This is a genomic window from Pedobacter antarcticus, from assembly GCF_900112985.1.
GTDB lineage: Bacteria > Bacteroidota > Bacteroidia > Sphingobacteriales > Sphingobacteriaceae > Pedobacter > Pedobacter antarcticus.
The window spans coordinates 219,753-237,889 of the sequence record NZ_FONS01000001.1 but is presented as its reverse complement, the minus strand read 5'-3'; the positions used below and the strand labels follow the sequence as shown (position 1 = coordinate 237,889).

Genomic DNA, 18,137 nt, shown 5'->3' with positions numbered 1-18,137 from the left:
CTAAATGATCAATCATTCAGAGCCGGAAGCAGGTAAATTGCTTATTTCAGAACCTTTCCTTAACGATCCGCATTTTACACGCTCGGTTATTTTGCTGGTCGATACTACACCCGAAGGAACATTAGGTATGATTATTAATCAGCCTACGGCTTTACTGGTTAGTGATCTGTTACACGACCTGGTGGGTGCAGACTTTCCTGTTTATAGCGGAGGACCAGTAAATACAGAATTGATCCATTTTATTCATCGCTGTCCAGAAAAAATAAGCGAGGGACAGGAGCTGGCAAAAGGAATTTTCTGGGGAGGAAATTACGAAGACTTTAAAAGATGTATGCTTGAGCACACATTGTCGAGAGATGAAATCCGTGTGTTTATCGGTTATGCAGGATGGGATCCCGGTCAGCTGCAGAACGAACTCTCAACCAATACCTGGATCGTATCGGATCAATACGATGCAGATATGGTTTTTAATGTAGATGAAGCACAACTCTGGCGGGATGTGGTTGTTAATATGGGCCCGAGATATGCCCATATCAGCCAGTTTCCGAAAAACCCGAATCTGAATTAATTATTCAGATTCAAGTTCAGCAGCAGTTTCTTCTACTTTTTTACGCAGTTCGTCTTTGTAGTCCTGCATTTTTACCGCAAGACTTTCATCTGCCGTAGAGAGGATTTGAACCGCAAGTAGTCCTGCATTTTTCGCTGCATTTAAGGCAACCGTAGCGACAGGAATCCCGTTAGGCATTTGTAAAATAGAAAGAATGGAATCCCATCCATCAATAGAGTTCGATGATTTTACGGGTACGCCAATAACGGGCAGTACAGTAATTGAAGCAACCATACCTGGCAGGTGAGCAGCTCCGCCAGCGCCTGCAATAATCACTTTTAATCCTCTTGAAGCAGCGTCCTGGGCATATTTAAACATCCGCTCAGGTGTACGGTGGGCCGAAACCACGGTCATTTCAAATTCGACTCCAAATAACTTGAAAACTTCAGCAGCATCGTTCATGACCGGGAGGTCAGACTTGCTACCCATAATAATGCCTACTTTAATACTCATTAAGATATAACTTTTAGTGTGTTTCTGATGAAATTTGCTTTTTCAATAGCGGCTTCCCGATTTTGGTCGATAATTGTGACATGCCCCATTTTCCGGAAAGGTTTAGTATATTTTTTACCATAGAGATGGACATATACACCGTCAATAGCGAGGATTTTTTCTAACCCCTGATAGCGGGCCACACCATCATGCCCCTTTTCTCCGAGCAGATTGATCATTACTGCATTGGTTACCGTGCGTGTATCACCCAGCGGAAGATTGAATATAGAACGGAGGTGTTGTTCAAACTGAGATACATAATTGCCCTCTATAGTATGATGGCCACTGTTATGCGGTCTTGGAGCAAGTTCGTTAACCAGAATACGACCATCTTTTGTGATGAACATTTCCACAGCCAGTAAACCAGTTATATTTAAAGCTTCGGCAATCTGTACTGCGATAGCTTCTGCACGCGCCTGTATCGGTTCAGGGTAAGTTGATGGAGAGATTAGAAATTCTACCAGATTTGCTTCGGCATTAAATTCCATCTCCACCAGAGGGAACGTTTTAACATCGCCGTTTGCATTTCTTGCGACAATTACAGCAATCTCTTTTTCAAAATCCACGAGTTCTTCCATCAGGCAGGGGCTGGTAAATGCATGATCAAGATCTGCCACAGAATTAATACGCATTACACCCTTCCCATCATAACCATCTTTACGCTGCTTAAGCATATATGGGTATGGGAAGTTAGAGGTGATCATTTCCTCCCTGGAGTTTGCCAGTTGGAATGGAGCGGTAGGAATATCATTTTCTTTAAAAAATTGTTTCTGAACCCCTTTATCCTGAATTAACCTGATTACCCTTGATTGCGGATAAACCTGTTTTCCTTCTTTTTCCAGTTGTTCCAGAGCTTCAATATTTACCTTTTCTATTTCTATAGTGATGACATCCACCTTTTTTCCGAATTTATAAACGGTATCAAAATCAGTAATAGAACCGCATTCGAAAGTATTTGCCAGATGTTTACAGGGAGCGTCATGATCAGGATCCAGAACCAGAGTAGTAAGGTTGTAATTGATAGCTTCCTGAATTAACATTCTGCCTAATTGACCTCCACCTAAAATACCTAATTTTAAATCACTTATTTGTTTTGCCATATCGATATGAAAAAGTTATGCTTATTTTGCACCAAAAATAAACAATATAAACGGATTTGATGGAGGCAGACGCTATAATTATTGGTGCAGGAGCATGCGGTCTGATGTGTGCAGTACAGGCAGGATACCTGGGGAAAAAGGTTGTTTTACTGGAAAAAGGAGCACAACCAGGCGCGAAGATTTTGATTTCGGGAGGAGGGAGATGTAATTATACAAATTTGTTAGTTCAGCCAGCGCAGTTTATAACAGCCAACCCACATTTCCTGAAATCTGCTTTCAGCCAGTGGACGGTAGAAGATACAATCAGTTTCTTTGAAACTTATGATATCCAGGGAGAGGAAAAAACATTAGGCCAACTGTTTCCTGTAGAAAAGAATGCTAAAGATATTGTGAAATTGTTTAAAACACTTTGTAATGACTTTGGACAGGAGATTCACTGTAATGCAGAAGTAGGGGAAATCCATCATACAGGAGATCGGTACCAGGTTCATTACCTGCAGAATGGACAGAAAAAAGTATTGGAGGCCCCTAAATTAGTTATCGCAACAGGAGGCCTGCCGATTCCGAAAATGGGTGCGACAGACTTTGCATTGCGTTACGCCAGAAAGCTGGGTTTGCAGGTCGAGCAAACTGCACCCGCACTCGTCCCTTTAACAATTACAGGTAAAGATGAAGAATGGTTCGCGAGTCTTTCGGGAAATGCAGTATTTGCAGAAGTCAGTAATGACAAAGCTAGTTTTGAAGAAAATATATTATTTACACACTGGGGCCTGAGCGGACCAGCAATCCTACAGATTTCATCTTACTGGAAGGCCGGAGAAACAATCAAAATAAATTTACTTCCACAACAGAATATCAGCAGCCTGATCGATACGGAAAGAAAGCAACAAGGTAAAACACTACTGTCTACTTTAATGCACCGGTATTTTACGCGCAAGTTCACGGATGCGATGGGTAAATATCTACCTCTGCATCAAACCGTTGCTGCTTTAACTAAAGCAGAAATGGAAGAAATTCATCAACGTATCCATGAATTCTGTGTTAAACCCGCTGGAGACAAAGGTTATGATAAAGCAGAGGTTATGCGCGGTGGAATTTCCACAGGAGAGCTTTCTTCGAAAACCCTGGAATCTAAAGCACAACCAGGACTGTACTTTGGGGGGGAATGTCTTGATATTACAGGGTGGCTCGGCGGATATAATTTCCAATGGGCTTGGGCAAGTGGCTTTGTAATTGCGCAACAGCTTTAAAAGATCCGGTATTTATATGTCAGAAACAGCAATTCTAAAACAATATTGGGGGCATAGTACTTTCAGGCCGTTACAGCTCGAAATCATACAAGCAGTATTGCAGGGCAAAGACTGCCTTGCACTTTTGCCTACGGGGGGAGGTAAATCTATTTGCTTCCAGGTACCAGCGATGGCTATGGAAGGTATTTGCATTGTCATATCACCGCTGATTGCACTGATGAAAGATCAGGTTGAAAACTTAAATGCGCGTGGTATCAAAGCTGTAGCTATCTATGCAGGAATGGGCAAGAGGGAAATTGATATTCTGCTTGATAACTGTATTTACGGGCCCGTTAAATTTTTATACCTGTCACCAGAGAGATTGCTGTCAGACCTGGTCAGGACACGCATCTCCTATATGAAAGTTAATCTGATTGCTGTAGACGAAGCACACTGTATCTCTCAATGGGGTTATGATTTCAGACCTCCTTATCAACAAATTGCAGCAATCCGTGAAATCCATCCGGAAGTACCCATAATCGCACTTACAGCTACGGCTACAAAATTCGTCCGGGAGGATATTGTCGAGAAACTTTTAATGACAGACCCGCAGATATTCGTGCAAAGCTTTGCTAGAAAAAACCTGAGCTATGTTGTTTATGATCTGGAGGATAAGTATAAAAAATTACTAAATATTATCAACCAGGTGAAGGGGAGCGGCCTGGTATACGTGCGTAACCGAAGAGAGACCACAGAGGTAGCCCTATTTTTACAAAGAAATCAGATTTCAGCAGACTTTTATCATGCCGGCGTAGAGAAGACAGAGCGAAGTACAAAGCAAGATCTTTGGAAAAAAAATAAAACCAGGGTTATAGTGGCTACCAATGCTTTTGGGATGGGAATAGATAAACCTGACGTTCGTTTTGTTATCCATTTGGATCTCCCGGAAAGTCTGGAGGCTTATTATCAGGAAGCTGGTCGTGCCGGCCGGGACGGAAGGAGGGCTTATGCGGTTTTGCTTGCCAATGAATCTGACCGGGAGACACTGCAGATCAGGTATGCAGAGAGTTTTCCAGAGGTTTCTGAGATCAGGAAAATCTATCATCATCTGGGGTCTTATTTTCAGCTTGCTTACGGAGCCGGAGAAGGCATCTTTTTCAGTTTCGACCTTGCGGACTTTTGCAAAAGATATCAGCTCGGTGTAATCAGAACCATGGCGGCGATGAAATTCCTGGAACATGACGGATATCTAACCTTGTCAGAGAATATATTTTTACCATCCAGAGTACTTTTTCTTTCCGGGAACGAAGATGTATACCGCTTTCAGATTGAAAACCCGGGATATGATCCGCTGATTAAGACAATGCTCAGGTCTTATGGCGGTATGTTCGATCATTATGCGCAGATACAGGAAAGCGAACTTGCGAAGCGGTTGCGAATTTCCTGGAACGATGTAGTCAGACAACTGAATAATCTGCAGGATCAGGGTTTAATTTCCTATCTGAAGCAGAGCGATCAGCCTCAGCTTCAGTTTACCAGGCCCAGGGTAGATCAACTGCATCTGGATACAGATGCGCGTTATATAAACTTCCGTAAAAAGATACAGCAGGAACAAATTACTGCTGTATTAGCCTATAGTCAGACCTGGACATGCCGCACCGCACAGCTGCTGCATTATTTCGATGAACCTGGAGCAGAGCATTGCGGGATGTGTGATGTATGTCTGACTGAAAAAAGAAATCAGGATACAGAAGAGCTACACGACAAGATACAATTTGACATAATAACTCTACTACAGAATAGATTATGTAGTTTAGATGAACTGATACTAGAATTAAAAACCGGTACAGATCAAGATAAATTGCAACAATTACGCACATTACTGGACACCGGTAAAATCAAAACCGACGGCAAAAACTATTATATTTGATAAATACTAAAGATAGTCCGCTTAAAGAAAAATAAACCTTATGAAAAAAAGATTCCTTTACCTGCTTATTTTACCATTAATTTTTTCAGCCTGCCAGTCTGAATGTCCTCAGGCCTCAGGAACTATTTCGCACAGGGGAGTTCAGCTCAAGCCCTTCGATCAGATTAGTTTGGAAGGACCTTTAAAACTAGTTTTAAATCAAGATAGCACCTTTATGGTTCGCACACAGGCAGACAGTAATGCAGTAGACCTTGTTAAAATTAAAGTGAATGGAGAGAAGCTGGTTGTCAGCCTGAAAGCCGACGCTTACTGTGGTACCGACACTATTGTTGTTGTCGCTGGCATAGGGGATTTAAAAAAACTGGAAATAGGCAAGGCTGGCAGAGTAGAGACTGCTTCCAGAATCGTTGTAAATAATCTGGAGCTTAAAACAACAGATGCAAACAGTGTAGACCTTGAGTTGAATGCAGGAAAATTGGTTACCACTACAGATGGTTCTGCAGATATCCGTTTAAGCGGTCAGGCAGGTACACATCAGCTAAAAAGTAAAGGTAGTTTGAATCTGGAAGCATTTAATTTTATAACTGGTATTTATGACTTAAATATCGACGGAATGGGTAAGCTGAAAATAAATGTTCTGAACGAACTGAAAGTGAAAACTTCGGGCGCATCTGAAATTTATTACAAAGGGAATCCAGCAAAGGTAGAGGAGAAAAAATCGGGAACTTCCAGATTGGAAAAAGTAAACTAACAGATCGGTAGCGCTTCTTTAATGACACAGATAAACGATCGTAAAACTATCAGGTCCTGGGCATTTTTTGACTGGGCAAACTCAGCATATAACCTGGTTATCACTTCTACTATTTTTCCTGCCTATTACACAATAATTACTTCATCTAATAAACCCAATACAATTGACTACGTTCAGTTTATGGGCTTCAAATTTGTAAATACTGCCCTGTACAATTATGCATTAGCATTTGCTTTTCTAATTATTGCAATACTTAGTCCGGTTCTCTCAGGGATTGCAGACAGCCGCGGAAATAAGAAGTTCTTCATGAAAATATTTACATGGATAGGTGCATTATCTTGCTGTGGACTTTATTTTTTTGAAGCAGAAACCCTGCAGCTTGGAATTGTTTTATTCATCTTGGCAGCTATAGGATTTTGGGGCAGTTTGGTGTTTTATAACGCATATCTACCCGAAATAGCAACGCCAGATATGCAGGATACCGTGAGTGCGAAGGGATATGCTTACGGTTATGTAGGAAGTATTCTCCTGCAGCTCGTTTGCTTCGTATTTGTTTTCTTTCCGGATACATTTGGACTTTCCGGTGCAGGGCAGGCATCCAGACTGTCATTTCTATTAGTTGGCATTTGGTGGATAGCATTCGCGCAGATTCCATTTCGAAACCTGCCGGACACGCCTAAACAACGTGTCGTTCCTACTGGAAACATCCTGACAAGTGGATTTAAAGAACTAAGTAAAGTTTGGGTCCAGCTTAAACACATGCCTTATCTGAAGCGGTTTTTAACTGCGTTTTTTTTCTATTCGATGGGAGTTCAGACTGTTATGCTTGTCGCAACAGTTTTTGGTGAAAAACAGCTTCAGCTTCCGACCGCCAAGCTCATTGGAACAATCATGCTTCTGCAGGTCGTTGCGATCCCTGGTGCGATGCTCATGTCGTGGCTGTCGAAAAATCACCTGGGTAATATCCGTGTCCTTATCGGCGTCGTAATAATTTGGATTGGCGTGTGCATTGCGGCCTATTTCGTGCAAACAGAACTGCAATTTTACTTCCTCGCAGCTGCAGTGGGTTTAATTATGGGTGGAATACAGTCTCTTTCCCGTTCTACCTACTCTAAATACCTTCCGCAGGACAGTAAAGACCATACCTCATTTTTCAGTTTTTTTGATGTAACTGAAAAAATTGCTTTAGTTATTGGTATGTTTAGCTTTGGCTATATAGAAGAATTAACCGGCAGCATGCGAAACTCGTTGATAGCGTTAGCCTTATTTTTTGTGGCAGGACTCGCGTTTTTGTGGTTATTGAGAAACTCAGAACCAAGGAAAATCCAGCCTGTATCCTGATTATTATTAGAATTTGAATTCAAATGAAAGTAGAATTATTTATACCTTGTTTCGTTGACCAGCTTTATCCACAGACTGCTTTTAATACTATACAGTTATTGGAGAAATCAGGATGTGAGGTTATTTATAACCCTGCTCAGACCTGCTGTGGTCAGCCTGCCTATAATGCAGGTTATTGGGAAGAAGCAAAAGCAACCGGAACGAAATTTCTGAACGATTTTTCTGACGCGAATTATATTGTAGCACCCTCTGCATCATGCGTAGGTATGGTAAGAAATGGTTACAATGATCTTTTTACCAATACTATTGTACACAACAAATGCAGAACTATTCAAGGGAATATATTTGAACTGTCGGATTTTCTGATCAACATACTTCATAAAGATTATTTCGGCGCGGAACTAGAGGGGAAAGCCGTTTATCATGACTCCTGCAGTGGTTTAAGGGAGTGTAAAATCAAAAACGAACCACGCAAACTACTTTCGAAGGTTCACGGACTGGAGATGATGGAAATGAAAGACACAGACGTTTGTTGTGGTTTTGGAGGAACATTTGCTGTTAAATTTGACGCGATTTCTTCGGCGATGGCAGAACAAAAGGTTAATCATGCGCTGGAGCAGGACGCAGATTATATTATCTCTACAGACTTATCCTGCCTGATGCATTTGCAGGGTTATATCGATCAAAATAAATTAGCCATTAAAACCATGCATCTCGCAGATGTACTGGCAAACGGATGGCTGGAAAGTACAGAATATTAATTTGAGTTATTAAGGTAACACATTTCATTTTTGTCCACAACGTTAAAAGTCAAGGCCGAATTTTTCACACTTTAAATGAATTTTTCAGCCTTGACTTTTTTTCTTCAAAGCGCTTCAAGAGAGCAAATTGCAAATCAAGTATCTAAATGCTACTAATTATAATCTGTTTCCCGGTTAAAAATTAGTCATAAATCCATGGCTCTTTTCCACCTGTGTGGATAACAATTTCGAATCATTCTTAATAGAATTCGCATTTTTGAATTCCTTCACAATCGGGTTAACCCCGGTTGTATTAACCCATTTAATCTTCAAAAATGAGCAACAAAAGAATTATCAAATTTGAAAAAGAAGATTGCAGCCCTTGCAATATGGTTTCCGCTTACCTGGACGGAAAAGGTATCAGCTACGAAACGATAAATCCATTCAACGACCCTGAAATGGCTATGAGATTTCGGGTGAGATCTGTACCAACTGTAATCCTGCTTGATCAGGAAGAAGAATTGTCAAGAGTTATCGGATTTAAACCAGAAGAGTTGTCGGCATTGGCCGCTGTATGATTTAAACTGGAAAACAGAGCGCCTGTGAACTGGATTTATTACGATAGTAAGACCGGTAACGTCGAACGTTTTGTAAACCGGCTTAAAAATGAACGCGATTGGATTATACAAAAGATTGGTAGCGGCTATGAGCCTAGCCAACCAGGGCATCTAATCACATATACAACAGGCTTTGGTGAAGTTCCGCTGAGTACCATGCATTTTTTGCAGCAATACAGCCATCTGATCAGGACAGTTTCCTGTAGCGGCAACAAAAATTGGGGGCCTAATTTTGCGCTGGCTGCATCTAAAATTGCCGCCGAATTTAATTTACCGGTCATCTTGCAGTTTGAGCTTTCCGGTACCAGAAATGATATTGAACGATTTATAGAAAAGATAGAGGGCTAAGGCTATGGTGACTAAAAAATGGATCTTGTTGAACAACGAGATCATGATTAAAAATGATGATGAATTCAGCCTGCACAAAGATAAAGAAGCTGTAAGGTCCTATTTTCTGGATTATGTAAATAAAAACACGGTGTTTTTTTACACACTGAAGGAAAAGATTGACTATCTGATTGAAGGAGACTATTATGTCGACTTTTATCAGTGGTATACTTTTGAGCAGATGGAAGAAGTTTATGATTTGGTATATGCCAAAAAATTCCGTTTTCAATCATTTATGAGTGCTTTTAAGTTCTTTCAGAGTTACGCGTTGAGGGATGACAGCGGGGAGAAGTTCCTGGAGCGCTACGAAGATCGTGTTGTGGCGGTTTCTTTGTTCCTAGCACGTGGAGATGTAGCCCAGGCTAAAGAATATGCGGAGATGCTGATTAATCAGGAATATCAGCCGGCAACTCCGACCTTCCTGAACTCAGGAAAAAAACGTTCTGGTGAACTGGTATCTTGTTTTCTTGATGAAATCGGAGATAATTTAAATGGAATCGGTTATGCGATTGATTCTGCAATGAAGCTTTCTTCAATAGGCGGTGGGGTTTCCTTTAATATTTCTAAGATCCGTGCGAGAGGTGAGTCCATCAAGGATGTAGAAGGCCGCGCAGGTGGGGTGTTACCCATTATGAAAATTCTGGAAGATACTTTCTCCTATGCGAATCAACTCGGACAGCGTCCAGGCGCAGGTGCGGTGTATCTGAATATATTTCATACAGATATTGAAGAGTTTCTGGACTGCAAAAAGATCAATGTAGATGAAAAGGTAAGGATTAAATCTTTGTCTATTGGTGTTATTGTACCGGATAAATTTATGGAGCTGGCCGAAAAAGACGAAGCTTGCTATCTGTTTTATCCACACACAGTCTATAAAGAGTACGGCAAATATCTTGACGAATTAGATATGGACCAGATGTACGAAGAGTTAGTTACCAATCCTAAAGTCAGAAAGAAAAAGATCAATGCCCGGCATTTGATGGTGAAAGTGGCCCAGACGCAGAAAGAAAGCGGTTATCCATATTTATTTTTTAAGGGAAATGCAAACCGCGGTCATGCCTTAAACGGAATCGGCCAGGTTAAGTTTTCTAATCTTTGTACAGAGATTATGCAGATATCAGAAGTTTCTGATATAGAGATCTACGGAAAGGAAGACCAGATCCGGTATGGAATTTCCTGTAATCTGGGTTCGCTGAATATAGCGACTGTAATGGAGAACAAAAGGATTAAAGAAGTAGTTAAATCTGCTATGTTATCCTTAACTGTTGTGTCCGACATGACCAATATTGCTATGGTACCATCGGTACAGAAAGCAAACAAAGAACTGCATAGTGTTGGATTAGGTGCGATGAACCTACATGGGTTTTTAACTCGGAACTTCATCATGTACGAAAGTAAAGAAGCACTGGACTTTAGCAATGTTTTCTTTATGATGGTCAATTTCTACTCAATCCAGGCATCCATGGAGATCGCTAAAAACAGAGGTATAACATTTGTCGGTTTTGAGAAAACAAGTTATGCTGATGGTAGCTATTTTGACAGTTATACGCAGCAGGATATCGTACCGCAGCATGCTAAGGTGAATAAGTTGTTTGAAGGAATGGAAATACCTTCTGCAGAAGATTGGAAAGTATTAAAGGAGCAGGTTGCTGAGTTTGGATTGTATCACGCTTATAGGATGGCGATTGCCCCAAATCAAAGTACTTCCTATATTATGAATGCCACAGCATCTGTAATGCCGGTTGTAGATGTGATAGAGGTACGTGAATACGGGGACAGTACCACCTATTACCCGATGCCGTATTTGGACAACAACAATTATTTCTTCTATAAATCTGCTTATGATATGGATCAGAAGAATGTATTAAGGCTGATCTCCGTAATTCAGCGCCACGTCGATCAGGGAATTTCCACGATTCTGCATACCAACACGAAGGATACAACCAGGGATATAGCCAGATATTACATTTACGCGCACAAGATGGGCTTAAAATCCCTCTATTACACCAGGACAAGAAAAGCTTCCATTGATGAATGCGTGTCCTGCTCAGTTTAATGATTTTAAAGTATTGAAATAATATTATATGCACAACTCTTATAAAGCAGTCAACTGGAACACCCCGGAGAACGACTATGCAGGTCTTTTCTGGGAGCAGAATCTGAGGCAATTCTGGATAGATACCGAATATATACCGTCTAAAGATATTGATAGCTGGAAATCACTTAGTCCGGAAATACAGCAGACTTACAAAAGAGCTTTAGGCGGCCTTACATTGCTTGATACATTGCAAAGTCATACCGGTATGCCAAAATTACTAGATCATATTGACGGATTGCAGAACAAAGCAGTTCTTTCATTTATGTGTATGATGGAAGCCATTCACGCCAAGTCATACTCTACAATATTCACTACCGTTAACAGCACGGCAGAGATTAATGAATTATTTGACTGGGTGGAGTCTAATAAATTACTGCAATTCAAAGCGGCAACAATCGATAAGTATTATAGAAAGCTGGATGCTGATAAGGTGAATGATGAGACGTTATTTATGGCTTTGGCCGCATCAGTATTCTTAGAGTCTTTTCTCTTCTACAGCGGCTTCTTTATGCCGCTATGGCTTGCGGGACAAGGGCAGATGGTAGCTAGTGCAGATATTATTAAGAAAATCGTTGCAGATGAGTCCATCCATGGAGTTTTTGTAGGGTTGCTTGCACAGGATCTGTATAAGAAACTACCAAATCCTGAAAAGACAAAACAAGAAATGGTAAATCTATTGATGGAACTCTATGAGAATGAGTTAAAATATACGGATGAATTATATACAGAAGCGGGATTGACTGCCGATGTAAAGGAATACGTTCGTTATAATGCCAACAAAGCTATGATGAATCTTGGATTTGAAGAGCTATTTGAGGTTAAATCGGTTAACTCAATAGTTTTAAATGGATTAAACGGAGAAACTACGCAGCACGATTTCTTCTCAAAAAAATCTACCAATTACGAGAAAAGTATGGAAGTTGTCTATTTACATGATGACGACTTTCTGATGGATACTGATCCTGCAATCTGAATTACTGGTCAGATGTAATAATTACCCGTTAAACTGTTGAACCAGTTTAACGGGTTTTTTTATTTCTTATTGAACAGGCGGCTTAAGTTAGGTTTAATACCTATAGTCAAAGGAACCGTATTAAACGCCTGATTGCCGAGTTTACTGAACCCGTGCATAAAACTACTTTCGAAAAACATATTCGCACCTCCAAGGTTGTATTCGACACCTATTCCCGGCTCAATTATTCCTGTATAGTTAGTTTTATTGTTCAATGTGGCGATATTTGTCTCCTGGTCCACCATGACTCTCGGCGTGAGTATAAACCCACCGCCACCGCCTACGAATCCGTAGAAGGCAAACTTATTAATTATTTTACGGTACCCTAAAGCGACATTCAACAGATAGGTAGTTGCCCTTCCTTTTTCAAGGTAGTAAGAATTTTCCATCTCTCTTATCGGATTATCAAAGCCAAAAACATGAAGGCTTATTTTAGGGTAGAGGAATAGACCACCATCTCCCAAACCAAAATTTACCCCTACAGAAGTGGAGAATTTTGGTCTTGCATTTGCACTAATTTCACCTACAGGCACGGAGAAGCCAAAACCGCTCATCGTATAAAATTTATCTTGCCGGGGAGAAGTTTGCTGGGCTTTACTGATAACAGGATGGATACATATTACCAATAGAAGGGCCAGGGAGCGGGTTATATTTTTCATGTTAGATTTTTGTTTATTTACAACAGCAGCTAGCCACTTATGTTTATCCTGTTGCAAATTTTGTTAATTTAGTGGTGTACTTTATACGAAATCAGAATTCCTGTTTTTTTATGATTTACCCCAATTCAAAACAATATTCTGAGTTTTTATACACAAAATATAATTCGTTTATATATCATAACTACATGATATTCAACATACTTATTCCAGTATATGTAAACTGATTATTATTGTGGTAATACAATACGACTATGAAAAACAGTATATATGCAGAATAAAGTTCTGTTTATGATGTTATAAACTTATTTTACAGATCTTTATGAACTCCATATAAACTAATACTGTTGCCTGTTGTAGGCCGCGGAGAAATCCCCTCTCATGAGTTTAAACCGGTCAGTTACTGTCTTGATAAATTCTTCATCGAGAATTTGAAAAACCTCATTTACACCGCCACCTGTCAGATCGAGCTCGGCCAATTTATAGCTTTGCTCCAGATTGCCCTGTTCAAACTTTATGATATATTTTTGATTCATTTGAAATAAGGTGATCTTACAATCCGGGTGCGGAAGCTCTGCTATAACTCTCATGGTTTTGTCTTATCTTGATTTGTAAAAAGTCCAAAGCTAAGTAATTTCAAATGCATTGAAACGTTCTGTTTTCATTTACTTAAATTTGCTGTCAATACTAAAAAATTAAATTATGGCAGAAGATCTGGTCATCCTGAAAACTACAAATAAAGAAGAACAATACTTATCTCTTGTCCCGCAGATCCATGCGTTGGTAGAGGGAGAGGAGAACCTGATTGCTAATCTAGCAAACGTTGCTGCCGCGCTGAAAGAACAGTTCGGGTGGTTGTGGATTGGTTTTTACCTGGAGTCAGAAGGGGAATTGGTTCTGGGGCCGTTTCAGGGACCAATTGCCTGTACGCGTATTAAATCTGGAAAAGGGGTATGTGGACAATCCTGGGCAGACAATAAAGTGCTTATTGTGCCGGACGTGGATGCATTCCCAGGACATATTGCCTGCAGTTCTGCGTCCAGGTCAGAAATAGTTATTCCTGTGAGTGCCGCTGGAAAGCTTATCGGTGTACTTGATGCAGATAGCGATGAACTAAATCACTTCGACGAGGTTGATGCTAAATATCTGAAAGAAATCATGTCATTTCTTTAACTTTAAAATATAGAGGCTTTCCGATTGACAGTATTAAACTGTATTGGAAAGCCTCTGCTTCATTAAAACATTATTTGTTGTATTCTTTATCTAAAAAGAGATACCGTCCTGTGTGCCTATCCTGAACAGCCTTTGTTTGTACGCCAATTTCAAGGTACTGTGCATTACGATTATCTTTTATGACAGGCCACTGCGGTAAGCTACCAGTATTCGGATTACCTGTTTTTATGAATGAAGCGAAATAACGCAGCATGTCATGTGAGATTCTGTAATCTTCCTTTCTCCATTCGTAGACCGGGTTAAGTGCCAGATTGCCCAAAGCATACTCAATTTCGAAAGCATGTGGGGCGCCTAACTGTTCTTCTTCTGTTTGTCTCTCTTTAGAAGCAGGCTGCATTCCGCCTGCAAGCCCAGGTTGCTGAGACCGGTATGCGCGACTTAATGGTGGTTTAGTTGGCGTAAATATGTAGCGGTATACATTTCTCTTGCCGGTTTTACTGTGTAAATCTGCCCATTTCCAGGTACTGTAAACAATGAACCTGTCACTTGCCAGATCTGTAGCTGCGCGTTTAACCTGATCTGTAGTTAGCCCTTGGTAAAGACGGAGTGCTTCTTTTGCTTTTGCCCCGTATAATGAATTGATAACTTCAGTATATTCATCAGGCCCTGGTTTTTTACCACCCATTATAGATTGATAAGGTATCTCTGCAGAATTCCAGCCCAGTAACAATGGCACCCGGGCTTGCTTACCTTTTTCGAATACCTTTGCCGGCGCTTCTTTCAGGAAATAACCGTCGATAGTAGGCGGAAAAGACAGCATCTTCAGGTTTGCAGCTTTGTCCAGTAATTCTGTTTCGGTAAGATCCCTCAATTCAGCCAGATCATCAGTTTGTGCTTTTCTTGCAAATTCCAGACCTGCCTGTTCTGCATCAGAAAGACTAACCGGGGGGATTGTAGGGTTAAACATACCGCCGCTTTCTCCTATTGCACCAGCAATTAATCCGGAAGACAATGGAGATGCCATTAGCGCAGAAACGGCGATAGAACCTGCAGATTCACCAGCAATTGTAATCTTGTTGGGGTCACCACCAAATGCAGCTATGTTTTTTTTAACCCAAACAAGTGCGGCGTGCTGGTCAAGCAGACCGTAATTTCCCGAACCGTGATAGGTAGACTCTTTACTAAGTTCAGGGTGTGCGAAAAACCCAAAAATGCCGAGTCTGTAATTTACAGTTAGCACTACAATTCCTTGTTTGGCCATTTGCTCTCCGTCGTATCGGGCTTCTGAGCCATCTCCCGCTATAAAACCGCCGCCATAGAAATAAACGAGCACCGGGAGTTTTTCAGTTTTTCTTCTGGCCGGTGTCCACACATTCAGATAAAGACAGTCTTCCTGCATTCCTGATGAACGAAAACGCATATCTCCGAATACAGCCTTTTGCATTGGGCTCGGTCCGAAAGCATTTGCTTTTTTAACACCTTCCCAGTGATCTGCCGGCTGAGGTGGTGCCCACCGGAGTTGTCCGACTGGTGGTTTTGCAAATGGTACACCCTTGAAGCTCCATATGCCCGAGTTTTCTTTTGCCCCGGCAAGTTCACCCGCCTCAATTGTGACTTGTCCGTCCATTGTCGTTCCGCCGGATTGGGTATAACCGACATTGTGTAAGCCTGTCAGACAGACTAATAAAAGTAATAGTTTACGCATAGTGAGTGTGATTCCTTTGAATCTCAATAAGGGAGTTAATAGTATTTGGTATTTAAAGCCTAAATTACATATTATTTTCTTTCCAGCAGAAACCTCCATGCTAATGCACTAAGAATACTTCCTATAACAGGAGCTAAGATAAACAACCACACCTGGCTGAGCGCCTGACCACCTACAAGAAGTGCAGGGCCAATGCTTCTGGCTGGATTTACAGATACGCCAGTCACCTTAATACCTACGATATGAATTAATACCAGACTCAGGCCAATAGATAAGCCGGCAAATCCGCCGTTTATATTTTTGGTAGACGTGGAGCCGAAAATAACAAAGAGAAAAATAAATGTAAATACTGCTTCTGCAATGAAGCCGGAAAGTAGATTATAATGGCCAGGAGAACCAGAATCGTATCCATTTTGCCCCAGGCCCCCGGTTTCAAGGCTGTAGTCAGCTTTGCCACTCGCGATCAGGTAAAGGATTGCTGCTCCTGCAATGGCACCCAGAACCTGGGCGATCACATAAATTACAGCCTCGCTAGCTTTCATTCTTCCGGCAATGACCATTCCAATAGAAATTGCAGGGTTAATATGACAACCGGAAATATGACCGATAGCGTAGGCCATTGCGACAACAGATAAGCCAAACGCAAAAGAGATGCCTAGCAGGCCAACACCTGTTGTTCCATCGGCGCCAGCAATGACAGCGCTTCCGCAACCCATCAGGACTAGTACCAGCGTGCCGAAAAATTCGGCAGAGAATTTAGAAAAGGTATTTGTTTCCATTTGAATATGAATTAGTTATATATTTTAAATATAACTCAAAATACCATCTCTTTAACAAATTATCTTTTCGTCTTATTTTTGTTTAACATTATTAGCTTTCACTGTGCTAAGGCAGCTTTTTGACCATTTCGATATGCGGAATATCATCTTCCAGATATGGCTCTCCAGTCTGGATGAATCCAAAAGATTCATAAAAAGGCTGTAAGTAACTTTGAGCACCGATACGGATATCCCTTAAACCGTGCAGCCTTTCACAATTTGATATTGCCAGACGCATAAGGATTTTCCCGAAATTTTTACCTCTTACAATCGGACTCGTAACAACACGCCCTATTGAGGCTTCCGAAAAGGACACGCCGGGGGGCACAATCCTTGCGTAAGCAACCAATTTGTGCTCTGAAAAAAGCATCAAGTGCTGGCATTTGAAATCTTTTTCATCAGCATCTAAAAATACACATTCCTGCTCCAGCACAAAAACCTCGCTTCTGAGGCGTAAGATTGCATATAGTTCTTTTAAGGTTAAGGAGTCGAAAGGTTTGCAAAGCTCGGTAAAAGTCATATTCTTCATCTATTAAAAAGCCAAATGTATCTATTTTAATAAAAAATCTTAATATTTAGTTTAAGATGTAAATAATTTTCATTCTCGGAATCAGCTTGAAAAAAGCTGTATTGCTAACAGACGTATATTACATTTCAATCGTTTTATTTGATTTGCAAAAAAAATCAAATGGCAGACGGATTGATTCCGAACTGTTGCTTAAAAGCATAGGAGAAGTGCGACAACGTTTCAAAACCAACATTACTAAACACTTCTATTGGTTTCATCTTTTTCTCGGAGAGGAGGAAATGAGCTTCATGCAGCCTCTTGTTTTGCATCCAGCGGTTAGGTGACATATGGTATGTTTTTTCAAAATCACGTTTAAACGACGCGAGGCTCCTTCCTGTGAGGTAAGCTAGTCGGGGTAAGGGGACATTGAATTTGTAATTCTGATTCATGAAGGCTTCCAGATCTATTTTGCCAGGCATGCTAAAATCAAATAGCACGTCTTTTAGTGCAGGGTTACTTCTTAGTAACAAGATAACAGCTTCCTGCTTTTTAAGTGTAATCAGTTCGTCCGGGATTTTTTCTTCAAAAAGAGCATGAAGCGATTTGAAATAGTTTACACTTAGCTTGTCGGGCCGGATTGTATAAAATGGAGATAATTCCTTACTAGGATTCGCTTTATAACTTCCTCTGGCCTCATTATAGGCCCAGAGTATATCCTTGTCAAGAAGAAGAGAAACAGATTCAAACGGTTTATTTTCAGCGGGCTGTTTAACAAATTTTGCCAGTGTATTCTTTTTATAAAGAATGATCTCTCCAGTGTTAAATCGATGTGTTTTTTCACCGTCAAAGGCTTCCAGATTTCCGGAAACAATGTATGACAACCCATGTTCTTCGATAAACTGTTCTCCAGCTCTGCTAACTTCTGTATAACAGGAATATACAATGCCTGATAAATCTTGTACTGTGCTCATAC

At 40.7% G+C, this 18,137-nt stretch carries 19 protein-coding genes; 11 read left to right on the top strand and 8 right to left on the bottom strand.

Annotated features, from left to right (window positions below):
- Positions 1-4 precede the first annotated feature (4 nt).
- Complete coding sequence (locus tag BM192_RS01090) at positions 5-568, top strand: YqgE/AlgH family protein (RefSeq protein ID WP_037443916.1); 564 nt, start codon at positions 5-7, stop codon at positions 566-568.
- Here the strand turns inward: BM192_RS01090 and purE are convergent, their stop codons facing one another.
- Positions 569-1,060: a 5-(carboxyamino)imidazole ribonucleotide mutase gene (gene purE / locus BM192_RS01085; RefSeq protein WP_037443914.1), complete on the bottom strand. Its 492-nt coding sequence runs from the start codon at positions 1,058-1,060 to the stop codon at positions 569-571.
- Positions 1,060-2,199, bottom strand: a complete 1,140-nt coding sequence (locus tag BM192_RS01080) for a 5-(carboxyamino)imidazole ribonucleotide synthase (RefSeq protein ID WP_037443911.1) — start codon at positions 2,197-2,199, stop codon at positions 1,060-1,062. Before BM192_RS01080 ends, purE begins: the two co-directional genes overlap by 1 nt.
- A gap of 59 nt (positions 2,200-2,258) precedes the next feature.
- Between BM192_RS01080 and BM192_RS01075 the strand changes: the two genes are divergently transcribed.
- The 9 genes from BM192_RS01075 to nrdF all read left to right on the top strand — a co-directional run bounded on the left by BM192_RS01075 (position 2,259) and on the right by nrdF (position 12,265).
- On the top strand, positions 2,259-3,449 hold the full coding sequence (locus tag BM192_RS01075) for a BaiN/RdsA family NAD(P)/FAD-dependent oxidoreductase (RefSeq protein ID WP_037443909.1): 1,191 nt from the start codon (positions 2,259-2,261) through the stop codon (positions 3,447-3,449).
- Between the two features lie 16 nt (positions 3,450-3,465).
- Positions 3,466-5,358: a RecQ family ATP-dependent DNA helicase gene (locus BM192_RS01070; protein ID WP_074586744.1), complete on the top strand. Its 1,893-nt coding sequence runs from the start codon at positions 3,466-3,468 to the stop codon at positions 5,356-5,358.
- Between the two features lie 40 nt (positions 5,359-5,398).
- A complete protein-coding gene (locus BM192_RS01065) occupies positions 5,399-6,109 on the top strand; it encodes a head GIN domain-containing protein (RefSeq protein ID WP_051760198.1) in 711 nt (236 codons plus the stop codon).
- A gap of 21 nt (positions 6,110-6,130) precedes the next feature.
- Positions 6,131-7,450 carry an MFS transporter gene (locus BM192_RS01060; RefSeq protein WP_037443907.1) on the top strand — a complete coding sequence of 440 codons (1,320 nt, stop codon included), beginning with the start codon at positions 6,131-6,133 and terminating at the stop codon, positions 7,448-7,450.
- Between the two features lie 23 nt (positions 7,451-7,473).
- A complete protein-coding gene (locus BM192_RS01055; RefSeq protein WP_037443904.1) occupies positions 7,474-8,211 on the top strand; it encodes a (Fe-S)-binding protein in 738 nt (245 codons plus the stop codon).
- Positions 8,212-8,525: 314 nt separating this feature from the next.
- Entirely contained in the window at positions 8,526-8,768 is a 243-nt protein-coding gene (locus BM192_RS01050) for a glutaredoxin family protein (protein ID WP_037443901.1), read from the top strand.
- 24 nt (positions 8,769-8,792) lie between these two features.
- Positions 8,793-9,155: a class Ib ribonucleoside-diphosphate reductase assembly flavoprotein NrdI gene (nrdI, locus tag BM192_RS01045; RefSeq protein ID WP_037443899.1), complete on the top strand. Its 363-nt coding sequence runs from the start codon at positions 8,793-8,795 to the stop codon at positions 9,153-9,155.
- 4 nt (positions 9,156-9,159) lie between these two features.
- A complete protein-coding gene (gene nrdE, locus BM192_RS01040; protein WP_037443897.1) occupies positions 9,160-11,250 on the top strand; it encodes a class 1b ribonucleoside-diphosphate reductase subunit alpha in 2,091 nt (696 codons plus the stop codon).
- A 28-nt stretch (positions 11,251-11,278) separates the two neighbouring features.
- Positions 11,279-12,265: a class 1b ribonucleoside-diphosphate reductase subunit beta gene (gene nrdF / locus BM192_RS01035; RefSeq protein WP_037443895.1), complete on the top strand. Its 987-nt coding sequence runs from the start codon at positions 11,279-11,281 to the stop codon at positions 12,263-12,265.
- 59 nt (positions 12,266-12,324) lie between these two features.
- Here the strand turns inward: nrdF and BM192_RS01030 are convergent, their stop codons facing one another.
- Both BM192_RS01030 and BM192_RS01025 read right to left on the bottom strand, forming a co-directional pair.
- Positions 12,325-12,963, bottom strand: a complete 639-nt coding sequence (locus BM192_RS01030; RefSeq protein ID WP_074586760.1) for a hypothetical protein — start codon at positions 12,961-12,963, stop codon at positions 12,325-12,327.
- Positions 12,964-13,298: 335 nt separating this feature from the next.
- Positions 13,299-13,550, bottom strand: a complete 252-nt coding sequence (locus tag BM192_RS01025; protein ID WP_037443892.1) for a hypothetical protein — start codon at positions 13,548-13,550, stop codon at positions 13,299-13,301.
- Between the two features lie 112 nt (positions 13,551-13,662).
- Here BM192_RS01025 and BM192_RS01020 point away from each other — a divergent pair, with 112 nt between their 5' ends.
- Entirely contained in the window at positions 13,663-14,133 is a 471-nt protein-coding gene (locus tag BM192_RS01020) for a GAF domain-containing protein (protein WP_037443890.1), read from the top strand.
- Positions 14,134-14,203: 70 nt separating this feature from the next.
- Here BM192_RS01020 and BM192_RS01015 read toward each other — a convergent pair whose 3' ends face one another.
- From BM192_RS01015 to BM192_RS01000, 4 genes are all read right to left on the bottom strand, one after another.
- A complete protein-coding gene (locus BM192_RS01015; RefSeq protein ID WP_074963908.1) occupies positions 14,204-15,838 on the bottom strand; it encodes a carboxylesterase/lipase family protein in 1,635 nt (544 codons plus the stop codon).
- 71 nt (positions 15,839-15,909) lie between these two features.
- Positions 15,910-16,617, bottom strand: a complete 708-nt coding sequence (aqpZ, locus tag BM192_RS01010) for an aquaporin Z (protein ID WP_037443888.1) — start codon at positions 16,615-16,617, stop codon at positions 15,910-15,912.
- A 106-nt stretch (positions 16,618-16,723) separates the two neighbouring features.
- Positions 16,724-17,185, bottom strand: coding sequence for a GNAT family N-acetyltransferase (locus BM192_RS01005; RefSeq protein ID WP_088776001.1), 462 nt, complete (start codon positions 17,183-17,185; stop codon positions 16,724-16,726).
- Between the two features lie 155 nt (positions 17,186-17,340).
- Entirely contained in the window at positions 17,341-18,135 is a 795-nt protein-coding gene (locus BM192_RS01000) for a helix-turn-helix domain-containing protein (RefSeq protein WP_037443886.1), read from the bottom strand.
- Positions 18,136-18,137 lie beyond the last annotated feature (2 nt).